This window comes from Pleurocapsa minor HA4230-MV1, assembly GCA_019359095.1.
Taxonomy (GTDB): domain Bacteria; phylum Cyanobacteriota; class Cyanobacteriia; order Cyanobacteriales; family Xenococcaceae; genus Waterburya; species Waterburya minor.
Genome location: JAHHHZ010000013.1, coordinates 127,189 through 153,957, shown reverse-complemented (window position 1 = coordinate 153,957; position 26,769 = coordinate 127,189). Strand labels below are relative to the sequence as shown.

Annotated in this window: 25 protein-coding genes; 13 read left to right on the top strand and 12 right to left on the bottom strand. The window is 39.3% G+C overall.

Features of this window, described 5'->3' with window-relative positions; translation table 11 throughout:
* Nucleotides 1–57 precede the first annotated feature (57 nt).
* From KME09_05410 to KME09_05390, 5 genes are all read right to left on the bottom strand, one after another.
* Complete coding sequence (locus tag KME09_05410; protein ID MBW4533356.1) at nt 58–1,494, bottom strand: DNA phosphorothioation system restriction enzyme; 1,437 nt, start codon at nt 1,492–1,494, stop codon at nt 58–60.
* Between the two features lie 81 nt (nt 1,495–1,575).
* A complete protein-coding gene (locus tag KME09_05405) occupies nt 1,576–1,968 on the bottom strand; it encodes a PIN domain-containing protein (GenBank protein MBW4533355.1) in 393 nt (130 codons plus the stop codon).
* Between the two features lie 2 nt (nt 1,969–1,970).
* Nucleotides 1,971–2,168, bottom strand: a complete 198-nt coding sequence (locus KME09_05400; protein MBW4533354.1) for a type II toxin-antitoxin system VapB family antitoxin — start codon at nt 2,166–2,168, stop codon at nt 1,971–1,973.
* Nucleotides 2,169–2,653: 485 nt separating this feature from the next.
* Nucleotides 2,654–2,884: a DUF4327 family protein gene (locus KME09_05395; GenBank protein ID MBW4533353.1), complete on the bottom strand. Its 231-nt coding sequence runs from the start codon at nt 2,882–2,884 to the stop codon at nt 2,654–2,656.
* 257 nt (nt 2,885–3,141) lie between these two features.
* Nucleotides 3,142–4,257, bottom strand: coding sequence for a Gfo/Idh/MocA family oxidoreductase (locus tag KME09_05390; GenBank protein MBW4533352.1), 1,116 nt, complete (start codon nt 4,255–4,257; stop codon nt 3,142–3,144).
* Nucleotides 4,258–4,363: 106 nt separating this feature from the next.
* Here KME09_05390 and KME09_05385 point away from each other — a divergent pair, with 106 nt between their 5' ends.
* The 4 genes from KME09_05385 to KME09_05370 all read left to right on the top strand — a co-directional run bounded on the left by KME09_05385 (nt 4,364) and on the right by KME09_05370 (nt 8,401).
* The gene (locus KME09_05385; protein ID MBW4533351.1) at nt 4,364–4,783 is read left to right on the top strand and encodes a putative toxin-antitoxin system toxin component, PIN family; all 420 of its coding nucleotides are present in this window, start codon (nt 4,364–4,366) and stop codon (nt 4,781–4,783) included.
* Between the two features lie 9 nt (nt 4,784–4,792).
* Entirely contained in the window at nt 4,793–5,023 is a 231-nt protein-coding gene (locus KME09_05380) for a toxin-antitoxin system HicB family antitoxin (protein ID MBW4533350.1), read from the top strand.
* 285 nt (nt 5,024–5,308) lie between these two features.
* The gene (locus KME09_05375) at nt 5,309–7,087 is read left to right on the top strand and encodes an ABC transporter substrate-binding protein (GenBank protein MBW4533349.1); all 1,779 of its coding nucleotides are present in this window, start codon (nt 5,309–5,311) and stop codon (nt 7,085–7,087) included.
* 108 nt (nt 7,088–7,195) lie between these two features.
* On the top strand, nt 7,196–8,401 hold the full coding sequence (locus KME09_05370; GenBank protein MBW4533348.1) for an argininosuccinate synthase: 1,206 nt from the start codon (nt 7,196–7,198) through the stop codon (nt 8,399–8,401).
* A 390-nt stretch (nt 8,402–8,791) separates the two neighbouring features.
* On the opposite strand, the gene KME09_05365 is transcribed toward KME09_05370, so the two are convergent.
* Together KME09_05365 and KME09_05360 are read right to left on the bottom strand one after the other, a co-directional pair.
* Complete coding sequence (locus tag KME09_05365) at nt 8,792–9,262, bottom strand: hypothetical protein (protein ID MBW4533347.1); 471 nt, start codon at nt 9,260–9,262, stop codon at nt 8,792–8,794.
* A gap of 400 nt (nt 9,263–9,662) precedes the next feature.
* A complete protein-coding gene (locus KME09_05360; GenBank protein MBW4533346.1) occupies nt 9,663–9,974 on the bottom strand; it encodes a hypothetical protein in 312 nt (103 codons plus the stop codon).
* Nucleotides 9,975–10,134: 160 nt separating this feature from the next.
* Here KME09_05360 and KME09_05355 point away from each other — a divergent pair, with 160 nt between their 5' ends.
* The 3 genes from KME09_05355 (at nt 10,135) to bchD (ending at nt 12,861) form a co-directional block, all read left to right on the top strand.
* A complete protein-coding gene (locus KME09_05355; protein ID MBW4533345.1) occupies nt 10,135–10,395 on the top strand; it encodes a hypothetical protein in 261 nt (86 codons plus the stop codon).
* Nucleotides 10,396–10,416: 21 nt separating this feature from the next.
* Entirely contained in the window at nt 10,417–10,662 is a 246-nt protein-coding gene (locus KME09_05350; protein ID MBW4533344.1) for a hypothetical protein, read from the top strand.
* A 165-nt stretch (nt 10,663–10,827) separates the two neighbouring features.
* Nucleotides 10,828–12,861, top strand: coding sequence for a magnesium chelatase ATPase subunit D (gene bchD, locus KME09_05345; protein MBW4533343.1), 2,034 nt, complete (start codon nt 10,828–10,830; stop codon nt 12,859–12,861).
* 364 nt (nt 12,862–13,225) lie between these two features.
* Here the strand turns inward: bchD and KME09_05340 are convergent, their stop codons facing one another.
* A complete protein-coding gene (locus KME09_05340) occupies nt 13,226–13,504 on the bottom strand; it encodes a hypothetical protein (GenBank protein ID MBW4533342.1) in 279 nt (92 codons plus the stop codon).
* Between the two features lie 235 nt (nt 13,505–13,739).
* On the opposite strand from KME09_05340, the gene KME09_05335 reads away from it, so the two are divergent.
* Nucleotides 13,740–14,519, top strand: coding sequence for a histidine kinase (locus tag KME09_05335; protein ID MBW4533341.1), 780 nt, complete (start codon nt 13,740–13,742; stop codon nt 14,517–14,519).
* Between the two features lie 49 nt (nt 14,520–14,568).
* On the opposite strand, the gene lnt is transcribed toward KME09_05335, so the two are convergent.
* Nucleotides 14,569–16,128, bottom strand: a complete 1,560-nt coding sequence (lnt, locus tag KME09_05330; GenBank protein MBW4533340.1) for an apolipoprotein N-acyltransferase — start codon at nt 16,126–16,128, stop codon at nt 14,569–14,571.
* A gap of 52 nt (nt 16,129–16,180) precedes the next feature.
* Nucleotides 16,181–17,464 (bottom strand): TldD/PmbA family protein, encoded by a 1,284-nt coding sequence (locus tag KME09_05325; protein MBW4533339.1) that lies wholly within the window; start codon nt 17,462–17,464, stop codon nt 16,181–16,183.
* Nucleotides 17,465–17,611: 147 nt separating this feature from the next.
* On the opposite strand from KME09_05325, the gene KME09_05320 reads away from it, so the two are divergent.
* The 4 genes from KME09_05320 (at nt 17,612) to KME09_05305 (ending at nt 22,381) form a co-directional block, all read left to right on the top strand.
* On the top strand, nt 17,612–19,144 hold the full coding sequence (locus KME09_05320; protein MBW4533338.1) for a serine/threonine protein kinase: 1,533 nt from the start codon (nt 17,612–17,614) through the stop codon (nt 19,142–19,144).
* A 224-nt stretch (nt 19,145–19,368) separates the two neighbouring features.
* Nucleotides 19,369–20,808: a DUF4394 domain-containing protein gene (locus KME09_05315; GenBank protein ID MBW4533337.1), complete on the top strand. Its 1,440-nt coding sequence runs from the start codon at nt 19,369–19,371 to the stop codon at nt 20,806–20,808.
* 195 nt (nt 20,809–21,003) lie between these two features.
* Nucleotides 21,004–21,603, top strand: coding sequence for a sigma-70 family RNA polymerase sigma factor (locus KME09_05310; GenBank protein ID MBW4533336.1), 600 nt, complete (start codon nt 21,004–21,006; stop codon nt 21,601–21,603).
* 4 nt (nt 21,604–21,607) lie between these two features.
* On the top strand, nt 21,608–22,381 hold the full coding sequence (locus KME09_05305; protein MBW4533335.1) for an anti-sigma factor: 774 nt from the start codon (nt 21,608–21,610) through the stop codon (nt 22,379–22,381).
* Here the strand turns inward: KME09_05305 and KME09_05300 are convergent, their stop codons facing one another.
* Nucleotides 22,382–23,248: a DUF2382 domain-containing protein gene (locus KME09_05300; protein MBW4533334.1), complete on the bottom strand. Its 867-nt coding sequence runs from the start codon at nt 23,246–23,248 to the stop codon at nt 22,382–22,384. It abuts the gene before it with no gap.
* Between the two features lie 280 nt (nt 23,249–23,528).
* Between KME09_05300 and argS the strand changes: the two genes are divergently transcribed.
* Nucleotides 23,529–25,286 carry an arginine--tRNA ligase gene (argS, locus tag KME09_05295; GenBank protein MBW4533333.1) on the top strand — a complete coding sequence of 586 codons (1,758 nt, stop codon included), beginning with the start codon at nt 23,529–23,531 and terminating at the stop codon, nt 25,284–25,286.
* A 99-nt stretch (nt 25,287–25,385) separates the two neighbouring features.
* Here argS and KME09_05290 read toward each other — a convergent pair whose 3' ends face one another.
* The gene (locus KME09_05290; GenBank protein ID MBW4533332.1) at nt 25,386–26,768 is read right to left on the bottom strand and encodes a glutathione synthase; all 1,383 of its coding nucleotides are present in this window, start codon (nt 26,766–26,768) and stop codon (nt 25,386–25,388) included.
* Between the last annotated feature and the right edge of the window lies 1 nt (nt 26,769).

Here is a 26,769-nt window from a genome sequence, read left to right as displayed (position 1 = left end):
CTTCGATAAATTAATGTGTCTACTCAATTGAAAACTGCTGTAAATACTCTTTGCTCTTCATAGTTTATATTGCTCTTGTAGCCTCAATAATTGTGTTGTCGCTTCTTCGGCGTTATCAGCCAATTCGGCAAAAGTGAGAAATCGGCGTAATTCTTTACGTAAAAGATTCTTTTCTACTTCCCAAGTTTCTCGATCTAAATTTGGCGGGATGACTATTGTATCGAATAGTGTAGCTTGTTGTTTACTAGGATGAGGACGCAAAATTCTACCACGACGCTGAATAAATTGGCGAGAATTACTACTGCTAGCAAGGATAATCGCAGTTTTGATTGCAGGTATATCGACTCCTTCATCTAAGCACCGAATCGCAATTAAACCCTGTAATTCTCCAGACTCGAATTGACGACGTAAACGTTCTCTTGCTTCTAAAGAGGTATCGGTAGTATAGGTATTGACGCGATAGCCTAACTCTTTACCTAACAAGTGCGTAACAGCATCAATTTGGCGTGTATCATTATCGAGATGTCCATCTCCGCAATAAAAAATAGTATGGCTAGTATTTAATCTCGATGCCATTAATTCTTTGAGACAGGTTAGTTTATTCGCTGCGGTGGCAATTAAACGCGATCGCTTGTTTAACAAAGAGGTTAAAGTATCATTACCCTGAAAACTCGGATTTTTGTGTAAATTCCAGCCAATTCGTTGGGTAAGTTTGGCATATTCTAAGGCTTCTGAGGTGGTTAGTTCGACAAATACGGGGTAATAAAGATAGCGAGCTAATGCACCCTGTTTAATGGCATCGGCTAAGGTGAATTCTGGCTGAAGGATTGCCCCAAAATAGTCTAATAATGCTTGTGTACCCAATTCATCGTATTGTCTTTCTGGAGTGGCGGAAAGAGCTAAACGCAAACCAATGTTACGAGGTAAACAGGATTCGCTTTGAGTTGAACCGAGGTTGTGTGCTTCATCTCCTACAATTAAAGTTTTGGCAGGAAAGTATTTTAACTGGGATTGAAAACTATCACTAATTAAGGTTGAGTTAGTGGTAATAATTGTCAGAAAAGATTGAGCTGAATTTTGTAAATTATATAGCTGATTGGATAATTCTCCTTGCCAATTATCTACCCGCGTCATGGCAATAATCGGCTGAAGATTAAACTTTTGACATTCTCTTGACCACTGAGAAACTAAATGCTGAGTTGGACAGACTATTAATAGTACTTGTAATCTAATCTGCTGATAAAGTTCTTGGGCGATCGCTAAAGCAATAATGGTTTTGCCACTACCTGTCGCCATTTTTAGTGTTCCCCTGCCCTTATTTTCAAGCCAGTTAGCTACTGCTTGATGCTGATATTTTCTTAGTTGCAAATTATTAGGAAAAATAGGAATACCAAGATTAGCATCTTGATAACTTTTGCCACCTTCCTTTAGTCGATTATTTAAATATTTTTGACGATATAAAGTAGCTAGCCGATGCCAATCAATCTGATTCACTTTAGTTCACTCAATAACTATTAGCGGTAATTCTTGGCGCAGTAAACACATGTAGGATTAAGCTTTCTACCATTGTTTGATTCAAACGCGAGTTTCATTAAGAGGAGTACCGTGAGCTATTGCTTCAAAATCGCGATCATCATGTACTAATAATAGATCATGCTCAATAGCTGAAGCTGCGATCAGACAGTCAATAGTATTGCGAACTGTTATTCCTTGACGACGCAGTTCATAATAGATTCGAGCAGCATGGCTCCATGACTGAACACCAGGATCGATATAGTCTTGAGTTGACAAATAATTATTCAACTCCGTCCATTCTTTCTCGTTTCTAGCTCCTTGCAACAACTCAGTTTGGGTAAATCGAGACAAATAATAGTCTTGACCATCAATAGCCTCAATCAAAATCTGCTTGAAATTGTTATCAGGATTGCGAAACAACTTAATCCAAACTGATGTATCGATCAGCAGCATAGTTAACTGCCTCTTAGAGCCTTATAATCGTAACCCTCATGAAACTGAATTTTTCCGCTCAATTCCAAAAGATCTTTCTTCTTTTTTGCTTTGACAAATTCCATTAGAGCCAAATGAACTAGTTCTTTTTTCGTTCTAACATTAGTCAGTCTAAAAGCCTCTTCCATTAGCTCATCGTCAATTTCAATGTTGGTACGCATAGTTTGCTTAATCTGCTTAATGTGTATTGTTATGCACATTATACACTTTAAATAGTATGATGATGCTCAGTGAAATCAAACTTTGAATTTTAGCGTATCAATTGTGTAGTAACTAATAAAAGAGAGATTACCCAAGCATGGGGACGTTATTTCTACGAACACCTAGAATTATACGACCGAGTTGATGGTCTGATTTTCAGTGGAGCGCATAATGGAGAAGATGCGATCGCATTCTATGAAAGAGCGGAAGATACTATTGGTTCTTCTAAAGTAAAAATAGCTGAGATATTAGACTTGTTGCGTAATAACGAAAAAAGTCGCTGAAACGCTTATTATATCTAGCTTACAGCTATCAAAATGTTTTGTCGCTTGAAACACCTTCAGTCTTTACGTTTCAGACAAATTTAGAGCCTATTTTACAACAAGTCTATTACCTGTAAATCTGATTCTGCGATCGCAGAAATATCTATTTTTAACTGCAAAACTTAGTCACTTTCCCAGTTAATTTCACCTACTAAATCAATAATGCGATCGCGCAAGAAATAATCATATCTTTCAAGTTCAGATTCAATCGTATTCCATTCATTAACGGGCAGATATTCAAATAAAATCCTTAAAGGTTGATTGAGTGCAATAGCGCCAACTTCTAACAGGTTGATAGCTTCTTCGCGAATTGCGGAAATAGAATAACGTTTGATTGAAGTGGTGGATAGCATAGGTGATACTCTCTGCTTAAATAATTCAGTCTAGTTCAACAGTAATTAACTGCGATTAAATATCAACAGCGTTATTATTGTTTGGTTCTACTTCAATGAAAAATAATACTTTGAGCGACAGTCAAATTTGTTACAGAGTTATTCTCTCTTTAGTTGATACTATTAAGTGTTTTTACTGACCTTAACTCAATAATAGGCTTCTTTTCTCATTTTGCCAATTGCGAATTGTCAATAAGTCTTGACTTTTAGGCTGCGATCTAGTTAGTCATAAATTGTTCGAGATTAGGCACGTCAACCCAAGTTTTTTGTTGGTGCGATCTATGGGTTAAATCCATCAGTAATTGCGAATAGACCCCTTCTTTTAAGGACGGAACTAGAGATGTTCCAGTATCAATTGATGCCACAAAGCGATCGACTACACGAATAAAAGGAGCTAATCTACCGTCGGTGAATATCTGGGGAAACTCTAAATTTTTAGGAATGATTATCTTTTTTAAAGATTTACCTGCGGGAGCAGCAAACAGTTCAAAGCCGTGGACATAATCTTTTAAGTTACTGCTGCCAAGAACTAGAGTTCCTGTTTCGCCATAAATTTCTAACCAATGACCTCTACCACCATAGGTAACAGAGCTAATAGATAGCTGCACGGGAGTACCATCGGCTAATTCCAGCATAATTAAGCAGGTATCATCGGCATCGACAGGCTTCATTATGCCGCCGTCTTTGGGGTCAGGACGTTCGGGTATAGCACAGTTAAGATAGCCACAGAGCTTTGATACAGAGCCAAACAGCCAGTTGATGTAATCAAAGGCATGGGAAGCCACTGCGCCTAAAGCACCCCCTCCAGCTTGCTGCTGAGAATACCAATTCCAGTCTCTTTGGGAGTCAGCACGACTAGTTACCAACCAGTCGATTTTAATTAATCTTTTTTTGCCCACATAATCATTTTCCAGATGTTCAGCTAAAGCTAGCCAAGCGGGGACATAGCGAAATTCAAAATCAGCGATCGCCGTTACTCCTTGAGCCTGAGCTAAATGATATAGTTCTTTAACCTGGGTGGCGTTCATTGCCATTGGCTTTTCTAACAACAGATGCTTTTTAGCTGATAGGACTTGCTTCGCCATATCGTAGTGTAAAAACGGCGGAGTGGAGATACTTACGGCATCTACTTCAGGCAAGGAGAGAATTTTAGCTAGATCATTATAGGCATAGTAAATCTGATGTCGATCGGCAATTGCTTTAGCTTTATTTAAATCGCGATTATATATAGCGACTACTTCAGTGCGGGGATGATGCTGAAAACCTGGAATGTGGATCTTTTGCCCAAATCCTGTCCCAACTACGGCTACACCAATCTGATTACTAGATGTCATATAAATAATTAACGAGGTTAATTGAGAATTAACTAAGCTGACCAATTACCAAGAGAGCAAACAACTACACTCTGATATTTGATATCATATAAGATATCATGTAGACATGGGGACAAAAATAGTAGTTGATACCAATGTTTATATTGGCGCGTTAATTGGCAGGGAAAGAGCGGCTAATCGGGAATTACTAAGGCAATGTCTAAAGGGAAACTATCAACTCTTAATGAGTAATGCTTTATTTAACGAGTACCTAGACGTAATGAATCGAGATGAAATCAAATCTAAAAGTCCTTTAACTACCCAAGAAGCAGAAGATTTATCGACAGATTTTATGAGTGTTTGTCAATGGGTAAAAATATTTTATCTGTGGCGACCAAATCTAAAGGATGAAGCCGATAATCATTTAGTCGAGTTGGCGATCGCTGGTAATGCACAGATAATCGTAACTAAAAATATCAATGATTTCCAGAGTTCTCAATTACAGTTCCCTCAAATTAAAATCCTCAAACCAGAACAAATAATCTAGGAGATATCTATGGCAGCTTTTATGGTTCGCATCCCAGACGATAAACACGATCGGCTCAAAGAATTAGCTCAAGCTAGAGGAATGAGTCTCAATAAGTTAATGGAAGAATTAAGCACTATTGCCCTAGCAGAATTTGACGCAGAAACTAGATTTAAAGCTATGGCAGCTAAGGGAAATCCCGCAAGAGGAATTGCCCTTTTAGACAAACTCGATGCTTATTTTGGCGAAGGAAAAGAATAAAGGCGATCGCCGAAGGCATAGCTTTACTAATCTTTGCTAATCGCCCAAATCTTATACGTCCCTTTGAAATTGATGTTTTGACTTTTCATTCTTTGTCTACCTACTAAAATTTAATTCACACTAGGCGTAATTAATAATTTAATAATAATTTGCGATCGCTTAATACTTATTTGCTACTGATAGCTCTGAACAATATTACTCTCAAATTCATGCCTCAAAATTGGTGGCAGCAAATATAATGTGGTCTAAATGTTGTCTAAAAATGAGTAAGGGAAAATATAAGTCTTGGATTTGCTCAACTCACTCCGAAGATTCGTCACTAACTGTCTGGTTCTTGTTTTAGCAGTGCTGTTGTTAATTCCTCTGACAGCCTGTAATCCTAGTACTCTCTTGGCAAATCCCGACCAACCACCTCAGTTAGTTGATGTCATTTTAAGCGATCCTAAAACTTTCAACTTTGTAATCGCTAGCGATCAAACTAGTAGCTTAGTAGGTGCAATGATGCTGGAGGGTTTAACCAAACAGCATCCCATTACGAGCGAGATCGAACCTGCTTTAGCCGAATCTTGGGATATTTCTGACGATAATTTAGAAATTGTTTATACTCTACGACCAAACCTCAAATGGTCTGATGGTCAACCTTTGACAGCAGAAGATGTTGTCTTCACCTACAATCAGCTTTACCTCAATCCTGATATTCCAACGGGGATGCAAGATGTACTCAAAATTGGTGAGAGTGGAGCTTTTCCTCAAGTAACGAAGATTAATGATCGACAGGTTAAATTTACTGTCCCCGAACCGTTTGCGCCTTTTTTGGGGGTAACTGGAGCATCTATTTTTCCTGCTCATGTCTTAAAAGAAACTGTTAAACAAAAAGATGAATCTGGCAATTTGAAGTTTCTTTCCACCTGGTCAGTAGATACACCTCCAGAAAAACTGGTTGCCAGTGGTGCTTATAAGCTGAAAAGCTACGCCACTGTTCAAAGACTCGTGTTTGAAGAGAATCCTTACTACTGGAAAAAAGAAGTAGTAAACAAAGATATTCCCTATATTAAAAGAGTTATCTGGGAAATTGTGGAATCTACAGATACCTTTTTGACGCAATTTCGTTCAGGTAGTCTCAATTCAGTTGAAGTTAAGCCTGAATATTTCTCGTTACTAAAACAGGAAGAAGAAAAAGGCAATTTTACCATTTATAATGGTGGCCCCGACTATACTACTAGCTATCTAACATTTAATCTCAATACAGGTAAGCAAAACGGCAAGCCTGTAGTTAATCCAATCAAGTCTCGCTGGTTTAACAATCTCAACTTTAGGCAAGCTGTAGCTTATGCTCTGAACCGTCAGAGAATGGTCAAAAATATTTATCGAGGTTTGGGTCAACCACAGCAGTCTTTTATTTCTGTTCAGTCTCCTTTTTACAACCCCGATTTAAAGGGTTATGACTATAACCCAGAGAAAGCAAAACAATTGCTCCAAAAAGCAGGGTTTAAATACAACCCACAAGGTCAACTATTTGATGCTCAAGGGAATCGAGTCAAATTTAGTCTGAATACGAATACTGGTAACCAAATTCGGGAAGCGATTGGTAATCAAGTAGAAGAAGACCTAGAAGCGATTGGTATAGACGTAAACTTTAAAACTATTAACTTCAACGTTTTGACTAGTAGAATGGGTGGCTCCTTAGCTTGGGAAGCGATTATTCTAGGCTTTACGGGGGGTAACGAACCTAATAACGGAGCAAATGTATGGTTGCCAGATGGTAACTCCCATATTTTCAATCTTGCCACGCCAGCAGAAGGAAAACCCCTAGAAGGTAGAGTCGTTGCTGATTGGGAAACCGAAATTGGTCGATTATTTATTAAGGCAGCAAGAGAATTAGAGGTTGAGAAACGTAAAGCTATCTATGCCGAAATTCAGGAGCTAGTGTCGGCAAAAGTGCCTTTTATCTATTTAGTTAATCCTTACTCCATGGCAGCAGTCCGCAACAACATCGAAGGAGTGGAATATTCGGCTCTGGGTGGTGCTTTTTGGAATCTGGATCAGTTAAAAATTACTGAGTGATTGAGATTTTTCACCTACATGACTCAAAATTGACCAAGAAAAACATTTTAAAGAGTAAGCTTTTATGTACAATACCCCTTTAGTTATATATTTCTAGGAAATCTAATCATGGGACGTGCCAATAAAGTTGTCTTAGCTTACTCAGGGGGAGTAGATACCACCGTATGTATTCCATACCTCAAAAATGAGTGGGGGGTTAAAGAAGTAATTACCCTTGCTGCTGACTTGGGACAGGGGGATGAATTAGAGCCAATTCAACAAAAGGCTTTAAAATTTGGTGCTGCGGAATCTTTGGTGGTAGATGCCACAGCCAGCTTTGTGACAGATTATGCTTTTCCTGCTATCCAAGCTAATACTCTCTATGAAAACCGCTATCCTCTTTCTACTGCTTTAGCACGTCCTCTAATTGCTAAATTACTGGTAGAAGCTGCGGAAAAATATGGTGCAGATGCGGTAGCTCATGGCTGTACGGCTAAAGGAAATGACCAAGTACGCTTTGATTTGGGCATTATGGCACTAAACCCTAACCTGAAGGTATTAGCGCCTGCAAGAGAATGGAATATGAGCCGAGAAGAAGCAATTTCTTATGGTGAGCAGTTTGGCTTAGAGTTTCCTGTGAAAAAGTCTTCTCCCTATAGTATCGATCGCAATTTACTCGGTCGCAGTATTGAAGCAGGTATCTTAGAAGATCCCATGGCAGAGCCTCCCGAAGAAATTTACTTAATGACTAAGGCGATCGCCGATACTCCTGATGAGCCAGAATATATTACCATTGGTTTTGAGCAGGGTTTACCCACTACAATTAACGGCAAGAAATTAGACCCCGTAGCCTTGATTTCTCAACTTAATGAAACCGTTGGTCAACATGGCATCGGACGCATCGATATGTTAGAAAACCGTGTGGTCGGGATTAAATCGCGGGAGATCTACGAAGCACCTGCACTCTTAGTTTTAATTCATGCTCACCGTGACTTAGAAAGCCTTACTCTTACAGGTGATGTTACTCAATATAAGCGAGGCATTGAACAATCTTATGGTGAATTAATCTATCGTGGTTTGTGGTACAGTCCGCTAAAAGCTGCTTTAGATGGCTTTATTCAACAGACTCAGGAAAGAGTTTCTGGAGAAGTCAGAATTAAATTACATAAAGGTAACGCAACCATAGTTGGTCGTCAGTCTGATAATTCTATCTATGCACCAGATCTTGCTACCTACGGTGCTGAAGATAAGTTCGACCATAAAGCAGCAGAAGGCTTTATTTATATTTGGGGTCTACCCACCAGAGTTTGGTCACAAAAAACTAGAGGACTTTAATCGATAGCTATACGCTTTAAGCTATAAGCCGTTTCAGGGCTATTTCGTTCTAACTGTAGTGAACCAAGAAATAAATTTCTTGGCTTAAAATCAAAGTCCGTTTAAACGGACTTAATGTACTTAGACAGAGAATTTATTCTCTGGATATATGAGAATGAAATAGCCCTGAAGCCGTTTGATTGATGTTACGTTGTAGCTTTATTTATCACTGATATGCTACTAAATGCGTCCTAAAGGATAAGCTCCGCAAATGCCGTGGCACATTGTCCTAAAGGATACACCTTCGGATATACCCTTGTCCTAAAGGATAAGCTTCGCAAATGGTATACCGCTCCGCATATAGTGGCTTTAAACTTATAGCTTATGGCTTATAGCTGGAACAGAGTTCCTTTATTCTGACTCAGGATTAATATATTTCAAAATATCGGGATTGTTTTTATCTGTGTCATAAACATATCCCAGATTAATCGCGATTCTTCTTCTTAAACCAAGAGAAGGATAAAGTGGATTTTCTAGTCTTTCCGTAGCGTATAAATTAGCTGATTTAACCAACTGTAAAGCCACATCTTTCGATAAATTGTTACCAAAGGTTTGCAAAACATTATTAGCACAATCATTTTTAAAAGCCTTTTCTAGTTCAGCGTTACGTTTTTCGTAGGCTAATAAAATTATGTCCAAACAGGTAGCATAATCATAAGTATTCTTGAAATCGAAGGTAAATTGTTTGATTTTGTCATTTTGAGTTGGCGACTGAGCTAAACTAGGCTTGGGTTTAACTTCAGCTTGAGCTGAAACCAACAAAACTGATTGAGGAGCAAAACTAATTCCTATTGTTAATAAAAATTGTAAGAGATTTTTCATTTTTAGTAGTTAAATAATTATAAACTTGAGGTTATCTTGTTACTAATAGTTTGCCAAAATGGATTAAATTAGCTTGGCGATTATTATATTAGTATTCAATAACAATTATGCCCAGTAATTACAAATTAAGCCAGCAACAATGACACTTTACAAATCGTCAATACTAATAAAAAATTAAATATTTTCTCTGTATGATTAATATGTAATACGAATCAAGATCTGCTTTTAAAAGATTGAGTTATAAGAGGATATCTGAAAAGTCTAATTGCTACGTTTTCAGTGGGTAGATCCCCCTAAATCCCCTTGTTAAGGGGGACTTTGATTCCGATTCCCCCCGAATTTCGGCTACCGTGTACACACAAGTTGATTCTGAGAGAGTTTCCAGCCTAAGAAAATAGATTCAAATCGCCTCTATAGGCAATTTTTGATAGTTTCGTTCGTATTTGTCTTGATGGTTAAAATCTCTGCTCCACAACTGTATAGTGCTTAATCCTAAAGGAAATCCATTTTCACTATCCACAATTAATGTTGGATGAATGTAAAATCCGACATCTATGTTATTTCCTACTACTCCCAAGTTTTCTGATTTTAGTCTTCCTACATGAGACTGCAAATTAATTTCGCTCCTGTCACTTATTGCTAATACGTGACGTTCTTCTAAGTTTTGTTGGCAATGCTGGGCAATACTTTGTCTTTGTTCTGATACTGTCACGTTTTCATTCTCCAAAAAGCGATAATATCCTACTTGTTCGGCTCTATTTCGACTTATTTGGCGGATTTTGAGGCTACCAAAGCTGTAAGGTAAAAACTGTTGCTTTGAGTTTGACCCCCTAAATAGACTAAAGTTAAAAGCCTAGGTTTTATTCATAAGGTTGCTGGAGCTTTATGAAATTCCTAGGTACACACTAACAAAGCTGGAAATCCAAAAACTTGCTTATTTTCTTCAAGAAGCGGGAGAAAATTTAAAACTACGCTATGTAAAACATCAATTCGGCCCCTATGCTAATAACCTAAATCATGTTTTACAAAGAATAGATGGGCATTTTATCTGTGGGTATGGAGATCGAACCCAAAGATCGCAAATGTATGTTTTACCAGAAGGAAAAAAAGCAGCGCATCATTTTCTAGAATAGCATCCCGAAGCTAATGAACGTTTGGAAAAAGTCAGTAATTTGATTGCTGGGTTTGAAACTCCTTACGGAATGGAAATGCTAGCCACAATTCATTGGGTAGCTATGAAAGAAGATCCTCAAGCAACAGAAGATTGTGAAAAAGCGATCGCCCTAGTGCAACAATGGAATGAAAGAAAGTGCCAACTATTCAAACCCAGTCATCTACAAAAAGCCTGGGAACGACTTAAACAGCAAAATTGGTTGAGGGATACTGCAATTAATAGCTAGTGCTTAACTAAGTTTGATTACACTAGTTGTGTATGCTTAAGCGATAGAGTAAAAAATAGAGATAAGACAAACACGGTTGCAATTGTACCTTTGAGTTTGACCCCCTAAATAGACTAAAGTTAAGAGTCTAGGTTTTATTACCCAAAGGAACTAAAAGGCGATCGCATGTCTGCTGTAACTACTGCCCCCAAAAATTTTAACTTTCCCCTCACTGCCATTGTTGGTCAGGAATCAATTAAGCTGGCTTTATTATTAGCGGCAATCGATCCAGAATTAGGGGGCGTGGCGATCGCTGGTCGTCGAGGAACGGCTAAATCAGTGATGGCGCGATCGATTTACAGTCTTTTGCCACCGATTGAAATTATTAAGGGTTCTCTCTATAATTGTGACCCCCATCAGCCGCAAAACTGGGATGATGACACCGCAGTTAAATACAATGATACCGCTGTAGAAGATATACCCACGCAGATTGTGCCTGCTCCTTTTGTGCAGATACCTTTGGGGGTAACAGAAGATCGGCTATTGGGTTCAGTGGATGTGGAAGAATCGGTTAAGCGTGGGAAGCCAATCTTTCAGCCAGGATTGTTAGCCCAGGCACATCGTGGAGTTCTATATATCGATGAGCTTAATCTCCTAGACGATCAGATTGCCAACCAGCTATTAACGGTTTTAACCGATGGACGTAATGTCATTGAACGGGAAGGCATTAGTTTTCAGCATCCCTGTAAACCGATTTTGATTGCCACCTACAACCCTGAAGAAGGAGTGTTGCGAGAACATTTACTAGACCGCATTGCGATCGCTCTTTCTGCTGATAGCATGTTGTCCCTCGAACAGCGAGTTGAAGCGGTAAACCAAGTGATTGATTTTACTAATTCTCCCAAAGACTTTATCGCTGCTTATGAAGGAGATATTGATAGTCTGAAGACCGATATTATCCTGGCGCGGGAATGGCTTAAGGAAGTCAAAATCAGCCACGATCAGATTATGTATTTAGTCCAGGAAGCAGTTCGGGGAACTGTGGAAGGGCATCGCGCTGAACTGTTTGCTGTCAGGGTAGCCAAAGCCTGTGCTGCCCTAGATGGTCGAGATAACGTGATTGCTGATGATTTACGTAAAGCAGTAGAGCTAGTTATTATTCCTCGCGCCACGACGATTGAAGCACCGCCAGAAGACGCACCTCAACCACCACCCCCACCACCTCAACAGCAGCAGCCAGAAGACGAATCAAATCAAGATCAGGATGAAGACGAGCCAGAAGATGAACAGGAAGACGAGCAGGAGCAAGAACAAGAGCCACCCGCAATTCCCGATGAGTTTATCTTTGATATTGAAGGTGTGGTGTTAGACCCCGAAGTGTTAACCTTTGCCCAGACTATGCAGCGACAGGGTAAATCAGGGGCGCGCAATTTAATCTTCTCCGACGATCGCGGGCGTTATATTAAGCCGATGATTCCTAAAGGAAAGGTCAAACGAATTGCGATCGATGCCACCCTGCGTAGTGCTGCTCCCTATCAAAAAGCGAGACGGGAGCGTAACCCTGGCAAAAATGTAATTGTGGAACAAAGTGATCTCCGTTCCAAACGGATGGCGCGCAAAGCTGGTTCGTTAATTATATTTGTCGTGGATGCTTCTGGTTCTATGGCATTAAATCGAATGCAGTCAGCTAAAGGTGCGGTCATGCGCTTGTTAACCGAAGCTTACGAAAATCGCGATCAAATCTCTTTGATTCCCTTCCGTGGTGAACGTGCTGAAGTATTACTCCCACCCACCCGTTCCATTACGATGGCAAAAGGTAGATTAGAATCCTTACCCTGTGGTGGTGGTTCGCCCCTGTCTCATGGTTTAACCCAAGCAGTAAACGTCGGTATCAATGCTCAAATGTCGGGAGATATTGGACAGGTAGTAATTGTCGCTATTACCGATGGACGAGGTAATATTCCTTTGTCCCGTTCATTAGGAGAAGTCCCCGAAGAGGGAGCAGAAAAGCCCAATATCAAAGAAGAACTACTAGATATTGCAGGTAAAGTGCGCGGGATGGGCATGAAACTCCTGGTAATTGACACTGAAAGCCGTTTTGTGTCCACAGGTTTTGCCAAAGAACTAGCTAAACAAGCTGGTGGAACTTATTATCATCTACCTAAAGCTACGGATCGAGCGATCGCCGATATGGCAAGAGGTGCAATTGCTCAGATGTAATTGACTTTCATCAGTATATTCGCATATCCTTTAGGGCAAAGGAATTTCGCCCTACTTCCTATTTCCTATTTCCTACTGGTGGAATAAATCTACTACTAGAATCAAAGAAAAACAAGGGAGGAAGACCAAGGGCAATTCCTTCTCAGGCGAGCGCCAAATTAAAAGAAGAATTGAAAAATACCGAAGGATTCCAAAGCTATAGTGAAATTCAACTGTGGTTAAGAACCTGTTTTGAAATTGATGTAGCTTATCGAACAGTTCATGAACTAGTAAGATATAAGCTGAAAGCTAAATTAAAAGTTTAGTCATTTAGATACAGCTTGCTGTGAAATATTAATTTATAGCTCAACCATAATAAACTAGTTTAATCTTTACCCTCAAAAGCTTTTAAAATATCTGGAGGCAAAGGATCATCAAAATCATCTGGGACAACAAAACGTCCTTCATCAATTCCAGAAACACGCATTTTCAAGATTTTGTCAGATTTAACGGTATGAAGTTGCTCATCAAAAAGTTGATTTTCTGTCGTAGTAGTTGACTGCAAAATAATAACTTCTACATCACCAGGATTAAGATTAATTGGTTCAGTAATAATTAATTGACCAGAGTGATCGACTTTTCCTGTTAGTTTGTACGCTTGCATAGAAGTGCTAAATGTTTACATATTCTAATTATCAGCTTTGACCTATATTTTACGAAATCAGCAATTATTTTTGTTCTGGCGATCGCTTTTCACTTTAAAATTAGTTTCCAATCGGGAGTTTGAGTAGCGAAATTTCTACCCTTAGAAAGGTGCAAAACTCTAGTGAGAATTCTAAGATAAAAATATCACCAGATCTTATGATTCATTCAATATAGATAGTAAGAGGTATTAAATTATGCCAGACTCAAGCAAAGAAAGAATAGTTGCCGATTTGCAGCGGGCAAAACAAACAGGAGAATTAAAAACCGAAAGAATTCGCGAGATTATTAAAAATGCGATCGCCGAAGCGGTTTCTGAAGTCAAATCGGGTAGAAGCGAAATAGCTGCTTTAGTTCAAGATGCGATCGCTGCCGTTACAGAAACTGTCAAAGAATCTGGTGGGGAAGTTAAAGACGAAGTGACAGCATCAATTCAAGGAGTAATTGATGGTGTTAGTCAAGCCAAAAGACAGAAAATTGCACAAACCCAATCGGAAATCACCACTTTAGAGGCTCAAGTAGTTCAAGACGAACAAGAATTACAAACTGAAATCGACGAGGCTTTAGCGGAAGTTAAAACTAATAATACCCAACCTGATAAAGTTAAAGAAGCGATCGCCGAAGCGATGATTAACATCAGCAACAGCGAAGAGTTTGCTATTCTGCAAAAACATTATGCTCGTCTGAAAGCGCAAACTGCCGTACTCCAGGCAAACTTAGCTAATCGTTATGGTGAACAGTATGGAGAAGTTAGCAAATATTTAGAAGATGCAAAAGTTTGGTACGACAAAGCCAAAGAAGATCCTGAAGTTTTTACCGAGCCTACCAAGCGCAAAAGAGCTGAATTTGAAGAAAAGTTAGGCTCAACAGGTACTGCCGTAGCACGTAAAGAAAAGCAGGTAAAACAGCTATTAAAAGAACTTTGGCATGAAGTTAGAGAAATATTTCACGAAAAAAATTCTAATTCGCCAAAATAGCAGAGCGTTGCTGATTAAGTAGTGCTATACAAAGGATTACTGCTCGCAGCTATAAGCTTTTAATCAATTTACTATAAATTGACAATGCGCTGAGTAAAATCATTGACGGTGTTAACCAGTCTCCCCAACGCACATATAGCGTTTTGTTTTGTCGACGATAAATAGTATCGGCGTGAATGGTATAGCGATCTATTGCAGAAATCCAGAGAGTATTACCATGAGGATCGACGATCGCACTATAACCCGTATTGGTAGCTCTAGCAGCCCAGCGATCGCTTTCTATCGCCCGCATGACATCATGGGCATGGTGTTGACTGGGCATGGTCTTACTATAATGAGCATTATTGGAAGCGGTAATGATAAATTCTCCCCCTGCTTGTGCCTGACGTAAAAAATGTTGAGGAAATGCCGATTCGTAACAGATAGCAATTATGGCTTGACCAAAAGGAGTGTCGAAGATTTGGTTTGGTTTACCTGCTGCTAGATGAGCATTTAAAGGTGATAGGCGATCGATTAATTTACCGACAATAGATTCAAACGGGATATATTCGCCTAAAGGTACTAGTTTATATTTATCGTAGCGACTATAGGTTTTACCATCTCCTGTTAGGGTAAAGATACTGTTGGTGTAACTGTTGCCGTCTCTACCGTTTGCTCCCACCCAAGCAGGAACTTGTTCCGTAATCACAGCCCGATAAAAACTAGAATCATCAATTATATCCTCCCAGTAAAAGGGTAATGCTCCTTCAGGAGTAAGGACAACATCAACCCCTTGTTTAGCTAATCTTTGATAACCAGAAGTGTAGCCAGCGATCGCTTTACGCCAACCTTCAGAAAATAGCTTGATTTCATTGGGAATATTGCCTTGAATAATACCAATTTTTAATGGTGCTAAATTATCTTTAGCTACAGGTATTTGATATAAATAAAAACCTAATAAATGGCTAATAATTAAGATAACTAAAGGAGCAGTAATTAATAATATTTTGCTTTTAAAACTAGAATATTTATGCCAAGCTAAGATTGCCTCTGCTAGTAAACCATTGACCATAATTATTACTACAGCAACGGTATTAACTCCTGATAGCTTGCCTAGTTGCAGGATGATTAAATTATGCGGACTTTGAGTATAGGCGATCGCTGGCCACCACAGAGGTGTGTGACTCCATAATGTTTCTAGACCTGACCATAAAGCTGCGCCAATTAAAGCTTTAATTAAACTGCTGGAAATATTTTTATTGCTCTGATTATTTAATTTTTGATTAATAAAGCTGAATAAAACTGCCCAAGTAACGACAACTCCTGCACCCCATAAAGTAATAAAAACCCAGCAAAAAATAGCGATCGCTAAACTAGCTAACCAAGGTACTCCCATCCAAGTCATCGGATGCACCCCAGTAATCCAAAACAAAGCTAATCCGTCATAACCAATCCCCCAAGCCAGAGCCAGAATAGCTATTTGTTGAAGCGACTTTTGTTGTCTAATTAAGATCCATAAAGGGGTCAAAGCAAACCAGGCAAAATACCAAGCATTAAATGGTGCGGGTGCTAAACCCATTAAAATGCCGCTGAGAAATGATGTAAAAATTAACTTGGTTTTGGATGGCATTATTCAATCTGTTAAATATGCAGAGAAATAATTAAATCATAAGCTGTTTAAATTAGCCGACTACCGAAATCCCTTCGACTAATAGAGAAGGAGTAAAACAAGAACCATCCCAGATTGAGTCATTACCTAAAGCGATAATTTGTTTGAGGATTTGATAGACGTTACCTGCGATCGCCGTATCTTTAACTCGTCCTGTAATATTGCCATTAACTACCCGATAGCCAAGATCGACGTTAACCGAAAAGTCACCACTGATATCTGCACCCCCACCCAGTATTTGATCGACAATGATCCCATTATCTAGTTTAGTGATTAACTCGTCTAAAGAATCTTTACCCGATGCGACGATTAAATTAACTAAAGATGGACTAGGATAACTATCCAAAGCAGGACGAAAGCCATTGCCTGTGGGTTTGAGGTTTAATTCCCTGGCGATCGCGCGATCGCAATAGAATTGATTTAATACTCCCTTGGTAATTAAATCTAGCTTTTGGGTTGTCATTCCCTCATCGTCAAAAGGACAGTCATAAGGTCGCAATTCTGGCTGTTGAGATAAGCTAATTTGCTCCGAAACAACTAATTCTTGCTTTAGATTACTCCAAGGAGAAGATTTTTCTTTAACTCTTTTAGCATTTAAAGCCGAGGAAACAGTTTCCCACAGCAAAGTTGCCACATTAGCCGTGAGGATTACGGGGATATTTCCTTGAGGGGGATCGACGTTATATTTTGCCCAATCTAAACGCCGAATAATTCCCTCGATCAGAGGATCGAGGTTTAATTGCTCTTTGCTATAGTCACCGTCAAAAATACCCAGAAAATCTTCTCCCCGAATCAATTCTGCACCTAGGGAATAACTCAAACCTGACTCGTAATAATGACAATATAATCCTTGAGAATTGAGCAAAGTAATACTTTCTTGTTCAAATTCCAATTCTGCCGAACAGATTACTTCAGGATATTCTTCCCGCAATCGAGTAATTGCGCGATCGCCGTAGGTAATTAAATCTTGAACCGATGCACCCACTCCAGTTAAATCGTAAGTTACTTGACGCGGTGGTGCTAACTCAATAATTTCTGGCGCATTGAGTTGAGATAAGGAGATCGCTTTATCAATTAATAATTCAGGTTCAATTTTGCCATAGGCTACAGCTAAACCAGGACGATGATCTTGCCACAGTCTTAAGGCTGTCCCCATTGATTGAGAGCTTTCTAATTGCTTGAGACGATTTCCCTCAAAAAAGACTGGTTGAGACTGAGACGATACTTGATATACTTCCGCATGGCTAATTCCCCGACGAGATGCCAAGCCAAGCAATGATTCTAGTTCTTCATTCATTTAATTTAAGCGGCAACTTTTAGCCCAAAATTTTAGCAGCAAAATTTACCAGATTTACAAGATTTAGTTTAATTACTTATTTGAAACCAATTTTAGTTGCTCGGCGTACTTAATAAATAGAAATACCATAGCGATATCGTATTGGATATGACCAACCTTACCCTAAGTTTGCCAAATAAATTAGTTAACAATCGCTATTATCTTTATGAACCAATAGCAAACAGCAATCAGAGTCAGGTTTTTGTAGCTAGGGATTTTATTGAACATCGTAAATGTATAGTCAAACGGCTCGATCTCAATTGTTGTTCTGAGAGAATTAGGTCAACCAAAATATCTCTATTTGAACAGGAAGCTAAAATACTCCAGCATCTGAGCGGCAAACATGCTCAAATCAGCCAGTTTTATCATTATTTTAGAGATGATAGCTCTTTATATTTAGTCCAGGAATGGATTGCTGGCAAGACTCTCAAAGAAAAGCTAGATCGACAAAAGAAGCTATCTGAATTAGAAACCAGAAATATTTTACTCAATTTATTATCCGTATTAGAGTATATTCACAGCCAGGGCATTGTCCATCGCGATATTAAACCCCATAATATTGTCTTACGTTCTCAAGACAATTTACCTGTACTGATTGACTTTGGCATAGCACAACCAATTAGCGATCGCGAAGCTATATCCTTGAGGAATCCTTTAGGGTACTCAAAGGACTTGCCCTCGAATGGGTGTAATCACCAGCAGCTAAGAGTTGTCGCTGGGACTCCTGGATATATGTCTTCTGAGCAAGCAATGGGACAGGCAACATACAATAACGATCTTTACAGTTTGGCTTTAACTGCAATTCATTTGCTCACAGGGCGATCGCCTTTAGATCTTGATTTTGAGTGCCAAAAAATTTCAATTAGCCATAATTTAATCAGAGTACTTAGTCGGGCAATCTCACCTCAACCAGAGCGACGATTTGCTTCGGCAGCAAAAATGCGCTCGGCGCTACTGTCTTCTTCCTCAACTGTATTACTCAGCAGCAATAGCCAAAAATCTGCCTTAAAAACTTGGACAATGTTTTTAACGTTAGGGATATTATTTTCTATTGCCTGGAGAGGTTGGCAAGTTGTGGCTAAATTAGATGAACGACCACCTCTAAATTTTGCCGATCTATTTCCTGAAGAATCACTTTTACTGACTGAAGATGATACAGATTTAACTAAAAATAATGTATCGCCGACTAAAGATAATGTAGCGCTAACTAAAGATAATGCGACTGAGAATATTTTTCAAGGCATAATTTTTACCGTTGGCACTTCAGATCGAGAAATTCTTCAGGCTTTGGGTGAACCTGTCTGGCGTCAACCTGGGTTTTGGCAAAATAGCGCTGCTTGGTCATATAAAAATATTGTTTCTCAGGGAATCGATCTGGGATACATATTTGACGTTCAAACTAACAAATTACGTCAAGCAGAAATAGCTGTTCCTCCTTCGACTAGCTTCAATACATTACAAGCTGCTTTAATTTCTCTTTTATCAACGAAAATCGAGCCTGATTTAAAGCAAGGATTAGAAGCAGTGTATCAACGTCGCCAAACTGTTTACAATTTTACCGCAGGAGATTTGCAGGGTACGATTCAACGCAATCAGCAGGATCGTATTTACTTAGCTGTGTGGTCGGCAGATTTCCATTAAATACAGCAGTAGGCTTTTAAGTTTATTGCATTGTAATTCTCCCCTAATATTGATTTGAATCCGATCGCACTACTCAGACGTACTAGTTATACAAGCAGGAAAAATGATTAATTTTATTTTTGTCTGTAAGAACAATTTTGATTGATGTCCATCAATAGGTTGCAGAGAAGTTAGGGAAAATAGCTAATTAACTAGATACTATTTGCTCCTAGGTATTGTTCAAATTGTTCATAACTATTTACTCATTGCTCACGGGCATCACAGCCGATGCAAACAACTTGTCCTGTCTTAATAGAGGGGACGGTTTTGCTGGGAAAAAATCCAAAAAATTACCAATTATGCAGCAATTTACCGCAGATTTAGCCACTCTCAATCGCGATAACGTCGAAATTCCCCCAATATCAGAGATTGCCCTCAACTCGGAATTTGTGGCGTTGACCGACGACAATACTTTAATTTCTTTTGATCCCACTAATCCTGGCGAGATAGATTCAATAGCTGTCTCAGGAGTTGATGGTGTACTATTCGGTATTGATACTCGCCCAGCCAATGGTCTAATTTATGGCATTACTACTGCCAATAATATTTATACAATTGATGCTGAAAGTGGTGCTGCAACCTATGTCAGCACTTTAAATCTGCCTTTTACAGGGGGAACTATCTCAGGATTAGACTTTAATCCTGTTGCCGATCGCCTGCGTCTAGTAGGAGATAATGACCAAAATTTTAGAATTAATGTAGACACGGGAGAAGTTACCGCTGATGGTACTTTAGCTTTTGCTGAGGGAGATACTAATTATGGAGTCAATCCTAATATTACTGCTGCTGCCTATACTAATTCTTTTGACGGGACTGACAGTACTCAGCTATACAATCTTGATACCTTACTTAACGATCTAGTCTTGCAAAACCCTCCTAATGATGGAACTTTAGTTACAGTAGGCGATTTGGGAATCGATCTTGATACTTTAAGCGGATTTGAGATTGTCTCTTCTCCCAATGGTGACAATACAGCCTTTGCTGTTGCTGATGGCACTTTATATAATGTCGATCTAGATTTAGGTATGGCATTCAGCCTAGGAGAAATTGGTACAGATGCTCGCAATTTACAGGGATTAGCTGTTGTATCTGGCGACAATGATGGAGATAGTTTATCCTCAGAAGAAGCTCAAACATTACCTGAAGTTGCTGCTCCTTTAATCGATCTTAGTGAGCTTGGAGATTCCACAATTAACTTTACCGTTAGCCGAGATAGTGGGTTCAATAATACTGTCGGTTTTTATACAGTAGATGCAGCAGGTAATATTATCGACTCAGAATCAGGTGAGACGATCGCTGTGGGAGACGAAGACTACACTGCTACTGCGATCGCTAATCGCTCTGATCTCAGTCTTAATGGAGTCAATGGCGTTACTAGCACATTTACTACAGAGCTTGCAGGTGGTTCAACTTACGCACCCTTTATCGTAGTTGATGGCACAATTGAACAGCTAGAAGATGGCAGTAGCAACGATCCTCTGGTGTATTTTCCCTTCTTAGAAGCTAATTCTGACGGAGCAGAACATGTTCGCAGCTTAGGTGACAATATTCTCGGCTTTGAGGATTTACCCAATGGGGGTAATTTGAGTTTTGATGATTTGACTGTTGAATATGACTTTGCTTAATTAAAGTAATAATTTTAATTTAATAGAGGAGTAAGAAATAGCTGTGAAGTAAACTTTATTTGGGCTTTTTTTACTCTCTTTTTCTTCCCTCAATTTTTAGCGCGTGAGTAAACAAATGATTCAAAATTCCAAAGCAATAAAATTCGGCTAGGCTAAAAGCATATATTATATAATTGCTATACTTTGCATTCATATATGTCTTTTGAACCACCCAGCCATTCTTGTGGGGATGATCTTCCTAATCAGACTGATGCAGATTTATTTTGGCAGTTGCAGCATGGGCAAACTGATGCTTTAAGCATTTTGTATGATCGCCATGCAGCCTTAGTTTATGGGATAGCTGGGAAACTCCTGGGTAATACGGCAGAAGCAGAGGACTTAACTCAGGATATCTTTTTGCTCCTGACTAAAAAATGCTCTTACGACCCAAAAAGAGGAACATTACGCACTTACCTAGCAATTTTAACGCGATCGCGAGCTTTAGACCGCCTCAGATCTCGCACCCGAAAACAACAAAGACTTCATCATCAATCCCTCAATGAAAATGCTAAGGTATTGTCCGATAGTCCCTTTGAAGAGATTACCCAATCAGAGCGATCGCAAGAGGTTCAATCAGCCTTAGAACAACTATCAACCAAAGAACAAGAAGTGCTAAAAATGGCATATTATCAAGGTTTAAGTCAATCTGAAATTGCCAATCAGCTAAACATTGCACTAGGAACAGTTAAATCTAGATCTCGTCGTGGCTTACTTAAACTGCGTCAAGCTTTAATTAATTTTAGCGAGGAGTTTTAGGATCATGTCAATTCCTCCAGAATGCGAACAACTACTTATTTCGGGCTATGTATTAGGTAATTTGAGTCCGGCTGAAGCTCTGCTGTTTGAAGAAATGTTAGCGGAAAATAGCCATCTGATTGAACAAATAGTAGCAATGCAGCAAGCATTAGATCTGGTATATAATCCGCCAGAAGTATCTCCTCCTAATAGCTTACGCGATCGCATTTTGACGGCGGCTAATTCCCCACAAATCGAGCCTACAATAGCAAAGTCTTTAAGCAATATTAAGGCAACGACACCCAGAGCCAGATTATCAAGAATCTTCATGGCGATCGCGCTCTTGACAATTGCCTTGCTTAGTATTGCTAACTATCGACTGTGGCGTTCTGTACAAACGGCAGATCTAGTCAAAGATACAGTTAAAGTAACAAATCAAAGAACATATTTGCTTCGGGGCAAAAATCTACCCAAGACGACACAAGCCAAACTAGTAGTTAATCCTAATCAATTGAACGCTACTTTGATTGCCAACAACTTACCGCCATTACCTCCAGAAAAAACTTATGCATTGTGGACAGTGGTAGGTAAAGATGTTCCTTATACCACCGATGAAAAAGGAGCGATCTTGACTGCGGTTTTTCAGGTAAACAAAGCAGGAGATTTTACCCAAGAAATTACTGTGCCTCAACCCCATCTAAATCCTAGAACGATTAAGAAAATTGCCCTTACCGTCGAAGATATTTCGGCACCGCAAAATCATACAGGTGCAATTTTTATAGCTACGGGAAATGAATAATTAGTAATTTTCTGGAGTTGAAGTTGATGATTGTTCTATTTCGATGTTTTCTTCTCCTGTCATCTCTAATTGTTCCTTACGCAAAGTTTCTTCTGCATTAACTATTTCTTTTTTGACTTCTTTTTTGATCTCTACCTCTTCATGAACAAATGCCTGCTTCTTGATCTCGGCGGTTTCTTCGTGAACTTTAAATGTAGCTACCGTACCTCCTTCAAACTTGGCTTCTTCTGGAGAGACAGCAATATTCTGATCGCCGACTTCATGAATTTTAACGAAGACTTTTTCTTTCTCTACAGGAATTTCTACCTGCGCTACTTCTGTTTCAATTCTTTTTCCTATAGTTACTTCCCCTACTTCATGGCGTTGTTTATCGGCAACTAATCTTTCTTCGTAAAATCTAATAGTTTGACCTTCTTCTGTGGGTATTTGATACAGTTCAGGTTCATGGTCATAACTATAACTATCTCTGTCGTAATTAGGGATCTCATAATTATCCCCTGCCAAAAATTGACGATAGATGTTGCGGATACTTTCCTCATAATCATAATCAAGCTGACTATCGCTTTGATAAGGAGGTAACTGTTCAAGATCTTGGATATTGTTAATATCCATAACAGCGATCGCCTGACCGTCTTGAATAGCGCGACATCTACCAATAGGCAACAGAAATTTTTGATCCGCTAACCAAGAACCCGCACCGACTACCAAATAACGAAAATGCCCAAACTCATCTACCAAAACGTCCTCGACCACACCTAGTTTTTCGTCTGTTTGAGCGATAAACACTGGTTTTGAAATCAGCTCATTATCCATCAAATCTTCTTGATTATAGTTGGGACTAAACTCGGCAATTGATTGTAAAGTCATAGGTTGAACTAAAGTAAAATATTCTTTTAGCTTAAATAAGTTCTCTTTGAGTTGCTTCTTGCTAATGATGGATAGTAATCATGCTTAGCGTGTAATCCTTTGGAGTGAGACAGATGATGATCGATGATCGTGATTTAGATTACAGAGAGTATTTGCTTTAATAGACCTTTGGCACAAATCAAAAATAATCATTGAAATTATCGATTGATGATAAATTGATTATTCTAGGAATAGCTGCTGGTCGGCTAAAACTGTCTTCAGGCTAAAATCAACAAATACTATGACCTCCATACTAGAACAGCTTCAAGATTCTGTTAGCCAAGCCTTATTATCTGCTTTTGGTGATGAGTTAGCAGATACCGATCCTCTGGTAACCTCGACGAATAATCCCAAATTTGGCGATTATCAGTCTAATGTAGCCTTATCTCTAGCCAAACCCCTCAAGCAAAATCCGCGAGCGATCGCTCAAGCAATCATCGATCATCTGCAAATTGAGGATATGTGCGAAACCCCCACCATCGCTGGGCCAGGTTTTATCAATTTTATGCTCAAATCTAGTTATCTTGAGCAGTTGCTGAGTCAGATCCAGTCAGACGAAAGATTAGGCATTCCCCAGGTACAGCCAACATCAAAGGTAATTGTCGATTTTTCCAGTCCCAATATTGCCAAAGAAATGCATGTGGGACACTTGCGCTCAACCATTATTGGTGATGCGATCGCGCGTATTTTAGAATTTCGTGGTTATCAGGTATTGCGTCTCAATCATGTAGGCGACTGGGGGACTCAGTTTGGCATGTTGATTGCTTACCTGAGAGAAGCTTATCCCGAAGCGCTAACTACTGCTAATGCTTTAAATATTGGTGATTTGGTATCTCTGTATAAACAAGCCAAGGTTCGTTTTGACGAAGATGAAGAGTTTAAGCAAACCGCTAGACAAGAAGTCGTTAAGTTACAGGCGGGTGCTGAAGATAGCCTTCATGCTTGGCAGTTATTATGCGATCAGTCTCGCCAAGAGTTTCAGGTAATCTACAATCTGCTTAATATTAAGCTAGAAGAAAGAGGTGAATCTTTTTACAATCCTTTTCTGGAAGACATTGTTAGTGAATTAAAACAAACAGGTTTACTAGAAAAAAGTGAAGGCGCAATGTGTGTTTTTCTAGATGGCTTTACTAATAAAGATGGTGAGCCTCTACCTCTAATTGTCCAGAAAACTGATGGTGGTTTTAACTATGCCACAACTGATTTAGCAGCAATTAAATATCGAGTCAAAGAAGATGGCGCTAACAAAATTATTTACGTTACTGACTCTGGACAGGCTAATCATTTTGCAGCCGTATTTCAGGTAGCTAGAAAAGCAAAAATCTTACCCGATGAAGTGGAAGTAGTTCACGTACCCTTTGGGTTAGTATTGGGTAAAGATGGTAAGAGAATTAAAACTCGTTCTGGTGAAACATTTAAGCTTAAAGACTTATTAGATGAAGCGGTAGATTATGCTCGTGCAGAATTAGAAACTAGATTAGAAGCAGAAGCAAGAAAAGAAACTCCAGAATTTATCAATCATGTAGCTCAGGTAACGGGTTTAAGTGCAGTAAAATACGCAGATTTAAGTCAGAATCGTACCTCAGACTATAAGTTTGACTTCGATAAAATGCTCGACTTAAAAGGTAATACAGCACCGTACTTGTTATATGCCTATGTACGTCCTCAAGGGGTTAGTCGCAAAGGTAATATTGATTTTTCTGCGTTAGATCAGAACACGAAAATTAGCTTGACGGCAGAACCAGAATTAGCTTTGGCAAAACATATTTTGCAATTTGAAGAAGTGCTTAAAGAAGTTGAATCTAGTTTACTACCTAATCGTATTTGTTTATATCTTTTTGAATTGAGCCAAAAGTTTAATCAATTTTATGAACAGTGTGAGATCTTAAATGCAGCCGAGCCACAAAGAACATCTCGTTTGATTTTGGCCGATCTAACCGCACGTACAATTAAGTTAGGTTTATCTTTATTAGGTATTAATGTCTTAGAAAGAATGTAATGACCAACCAAAATCTAGGTCTTATATGAAGTCCGTTTAGATAATTCCAATTAAAACTCGCGCCAAGACGCAAAGGCGCAAAGATTTTATAAGAAGTAATCAAGCGGACTTGATATTACTTTTGACCAAACTATTAAGATGTCCATATCCCGCCGATATACCCCCCTCGTTCATCTCGCCAAGTTTAGTGCGGACGAGATAGCCTGCTGCTTGATTGGTTAAAATGCGCTCGCCTTGGGCAATTAAAACGCCATATTGACCAATTTCATGTACAACCTGTCCTTGCCAGAGTTTTCCTTCCCGTAGACCCCAACCCTGGGACACAGGGGGATATAATCGCTCCATTAGGATGTATGCGTTACCTGCTTCTGTCGGTAGATTTTGCAGACATTGGCGCAGTTCATCACCGTAGAGATTGAAACCACCTCCTTCTCGCTGGGGTTTGAGGACAAATTGCTCTGGCTGTAAAATAGCAGCTTCTTTGGCTAGCATGGTTTTGCCTGCAAATTCAATGGAAGCATCAAGGGGGTAAATCTGAGCAAAGGCGCTTCTAACTATAGCAATATCCTGCTCATTAAGGAAATGCTTTAACAGTTCGGGATTCGTCAATACTTGTTGAATTTTCTTTGTCCCTGCTAAATGAGTCGGTAGATCTGGCACAGAAATTGTCGTTGAACGAGCAATTAACTGACGACCTTGACGAGCTATTTCGCTTTCGAGTTCATCAGGACGATAACCCGCTCGAAAATAAGTAATAGCTGCAATTTCACCGTTCAATACTAGATGACCCTGACGTAATTCTCCCTGTTCACCAATAGCTTCTAGGCTAGCACGTACAACTCTTATACCTCGTTCAATCAGGGCGATTTCTAATAGGCGCTGATCGAAAACATTACGCTCGTTAGCTTGAACCACAAACAGCACGTAAGCATCATCAACATTGTACTCCTTCATTACTGTCACGAATGCATCAGCAACTATAGCGATCGGTTGATTGGGTAGTAAATCCCAGGTTTCGTTACTGAGATTCCCCCATATTTGATGAAATTCAGTGATTTTTTCGGACAGACCGATATAACTTGCAGCAATGGTGTTAAATTCGACCTGGCGTAAGCTATCTCCCTGTTGCGTTATAAAGTAGTCACTGCGGGTAATCGAAAACCGTAGCCTATCCTGATGACCTTGTGACTGAGCGAGAGACAATAAAAAGCCTGTATATTCATCATTAGCAGCAGTAAATTGCAGCTGTTCTTCCAGAAACTCTAAATTGTTGGCTACTCGATGAATCAGTAGTGCTAGCGGTTGAGCCAAAGACTCTAGTTGAGTAATCAATAAGTCAGTGACCTTAGCGGGGGAAAGCATTAAGGGACAATGGGTTAAGCTTCCATTCTCTGTGCGTTGTAGTAATGCACAAGCAAGGGCAATATCCACTGCGCTGGCAATGCTTGATTCAGGAAGATCTGCTTCAGGGGACTGTTTCATC

Excerpts from the sequence above, each read along its gene's own strand:
- KME09_05395 (MBW4533353.1), bottom strand. The coding sequence starts at position 2,884 with ATGCTATCCACCACTTCAATCAAACGTTATTCTATTTCCGCAATTCGC.
- KME09_05405 (MBW4533355.1), bottom strand. The coding sequence starts at position 1,968 with ATGCTGCTGATCGATACATCAGTTTGGATTAAGTTGTTTCGCAATCCT.
- KME09_05310 (MBW4533336.1), top strand. The coding sequence starts at position 21,004 with ATGTCTTTTGAACCACCCAGCCATTCTTGTGGGGATGATCTTCCTAAT.
- KME09_05300 (MBW4533334.1), bottom strand. The coding sequence starts at position 23,248 with ATGACTTTACAATCAATTGCCGAGTTTAGTCCCAACTATAATCAAGAA.
- KME09_05370 (MBW4533348.1), top strand. The coding sequence starts at position 7,196 with ATGGGACGTGCCAATAAAGTTGTCTTAGCTTACTCAGGGGGAGTAGAT.
- KME09_05380 (MBW4533350.1), top strand. The coding sequence starts at position 4,793 with ATGGCAGCTTTTATGGTTCGCATCCCAGACGATAAACACGATCGGCTC.
- KME09_05325 (MBW4533339.1), bottom strand. The coding sequence starts at position 17,464 with ATGAATGAAGAACTAGAATCATTGCTTGGCTTGGCATCTCGTCGGGGA.
- KME09_05305 (MBW4533335.1), top strand. The coding sequence starts at position 21,608 with ATGTCAATTCCTCCAGAATGCGAACAACTACTTATTTCGGGCTATGTA.
- KME09_05290 (MBW4533332.1), bottom strand. The coding sequence starts at position 26,768 with ATGAAACAGTCCCCTGAAGCAGATCTTCCTGAATCAAGCATTGCCAGC.
- KME09_05335 (MBW4533341.1), top strand. The coding sequence starts at position 13,740 with ATGCCAGACTCAAGCAAAGAAAGAATAGTTGCCGATTTGCAGCGGGCA.
- KME09_05385 (MBW4533351.1), top strand. The coding sequence starts at position 4,364 with ATGGGGACAAAAATAGTAGTTGATACCAATGTTTATATTGGCGCGTTA.
- KME09_05365 (MBW4533347.1), bottom strand. The coding sequence starts at position 9,262 with ATGAAAAATCTCTTACAATTTTTATTAACAATAGGAATTAGTTTTGCT.
- KME09_05400 (MBW4533354.1), bottom strand. The coding sequence starts at position 2,168 with ATGCGTACCAACATTGAAATTGACGATGAGCTAATGGAAGAGGCTTTT.
- argS (MBW4533333.1), top strand. The coding sequence starts at position 23,529 with ATGACCTCCATACTAGAACAGCTTCAAGATTCTGTTAGCCAAGCCTTA.
- KME09_05320 (MBW4533338.1), top strand. The coding sequence starts at position 17,612 with ATGACCAACCTTACCCTAAGTTTGCCAAATAAATTAGTTAACAATCGC.
- KME09_05390 (MBW4533352.1), bottom strand. The coding sequence starts at position 4,257 with ATGACATCTAGTAATCAGATTGGTGTAGCCGTAGTTGGGACAGGATTT.
- KME09_05340 (MBW4533342.1), bottom strand. The coding sequence starts at position 13,504 with ATGCAAGCGTACAAACTAACAGGAAAAGTCGATCACTCTGGTCAATTA.
- lnt (MBW4533340.1), bottom strand. The coding sequence starts at position 16,128 with ATGCCATCCAAAACCAAGTTAATTTTTACATCATTTCTCAGCGGCATT.
- bchD (MBW4533343.1), top strand. The coding sequence starts at position 10,828 with ATGTCTGCTGTAACTACTGCCCCCAAAAATTTTAACTTTCCCCTCACT.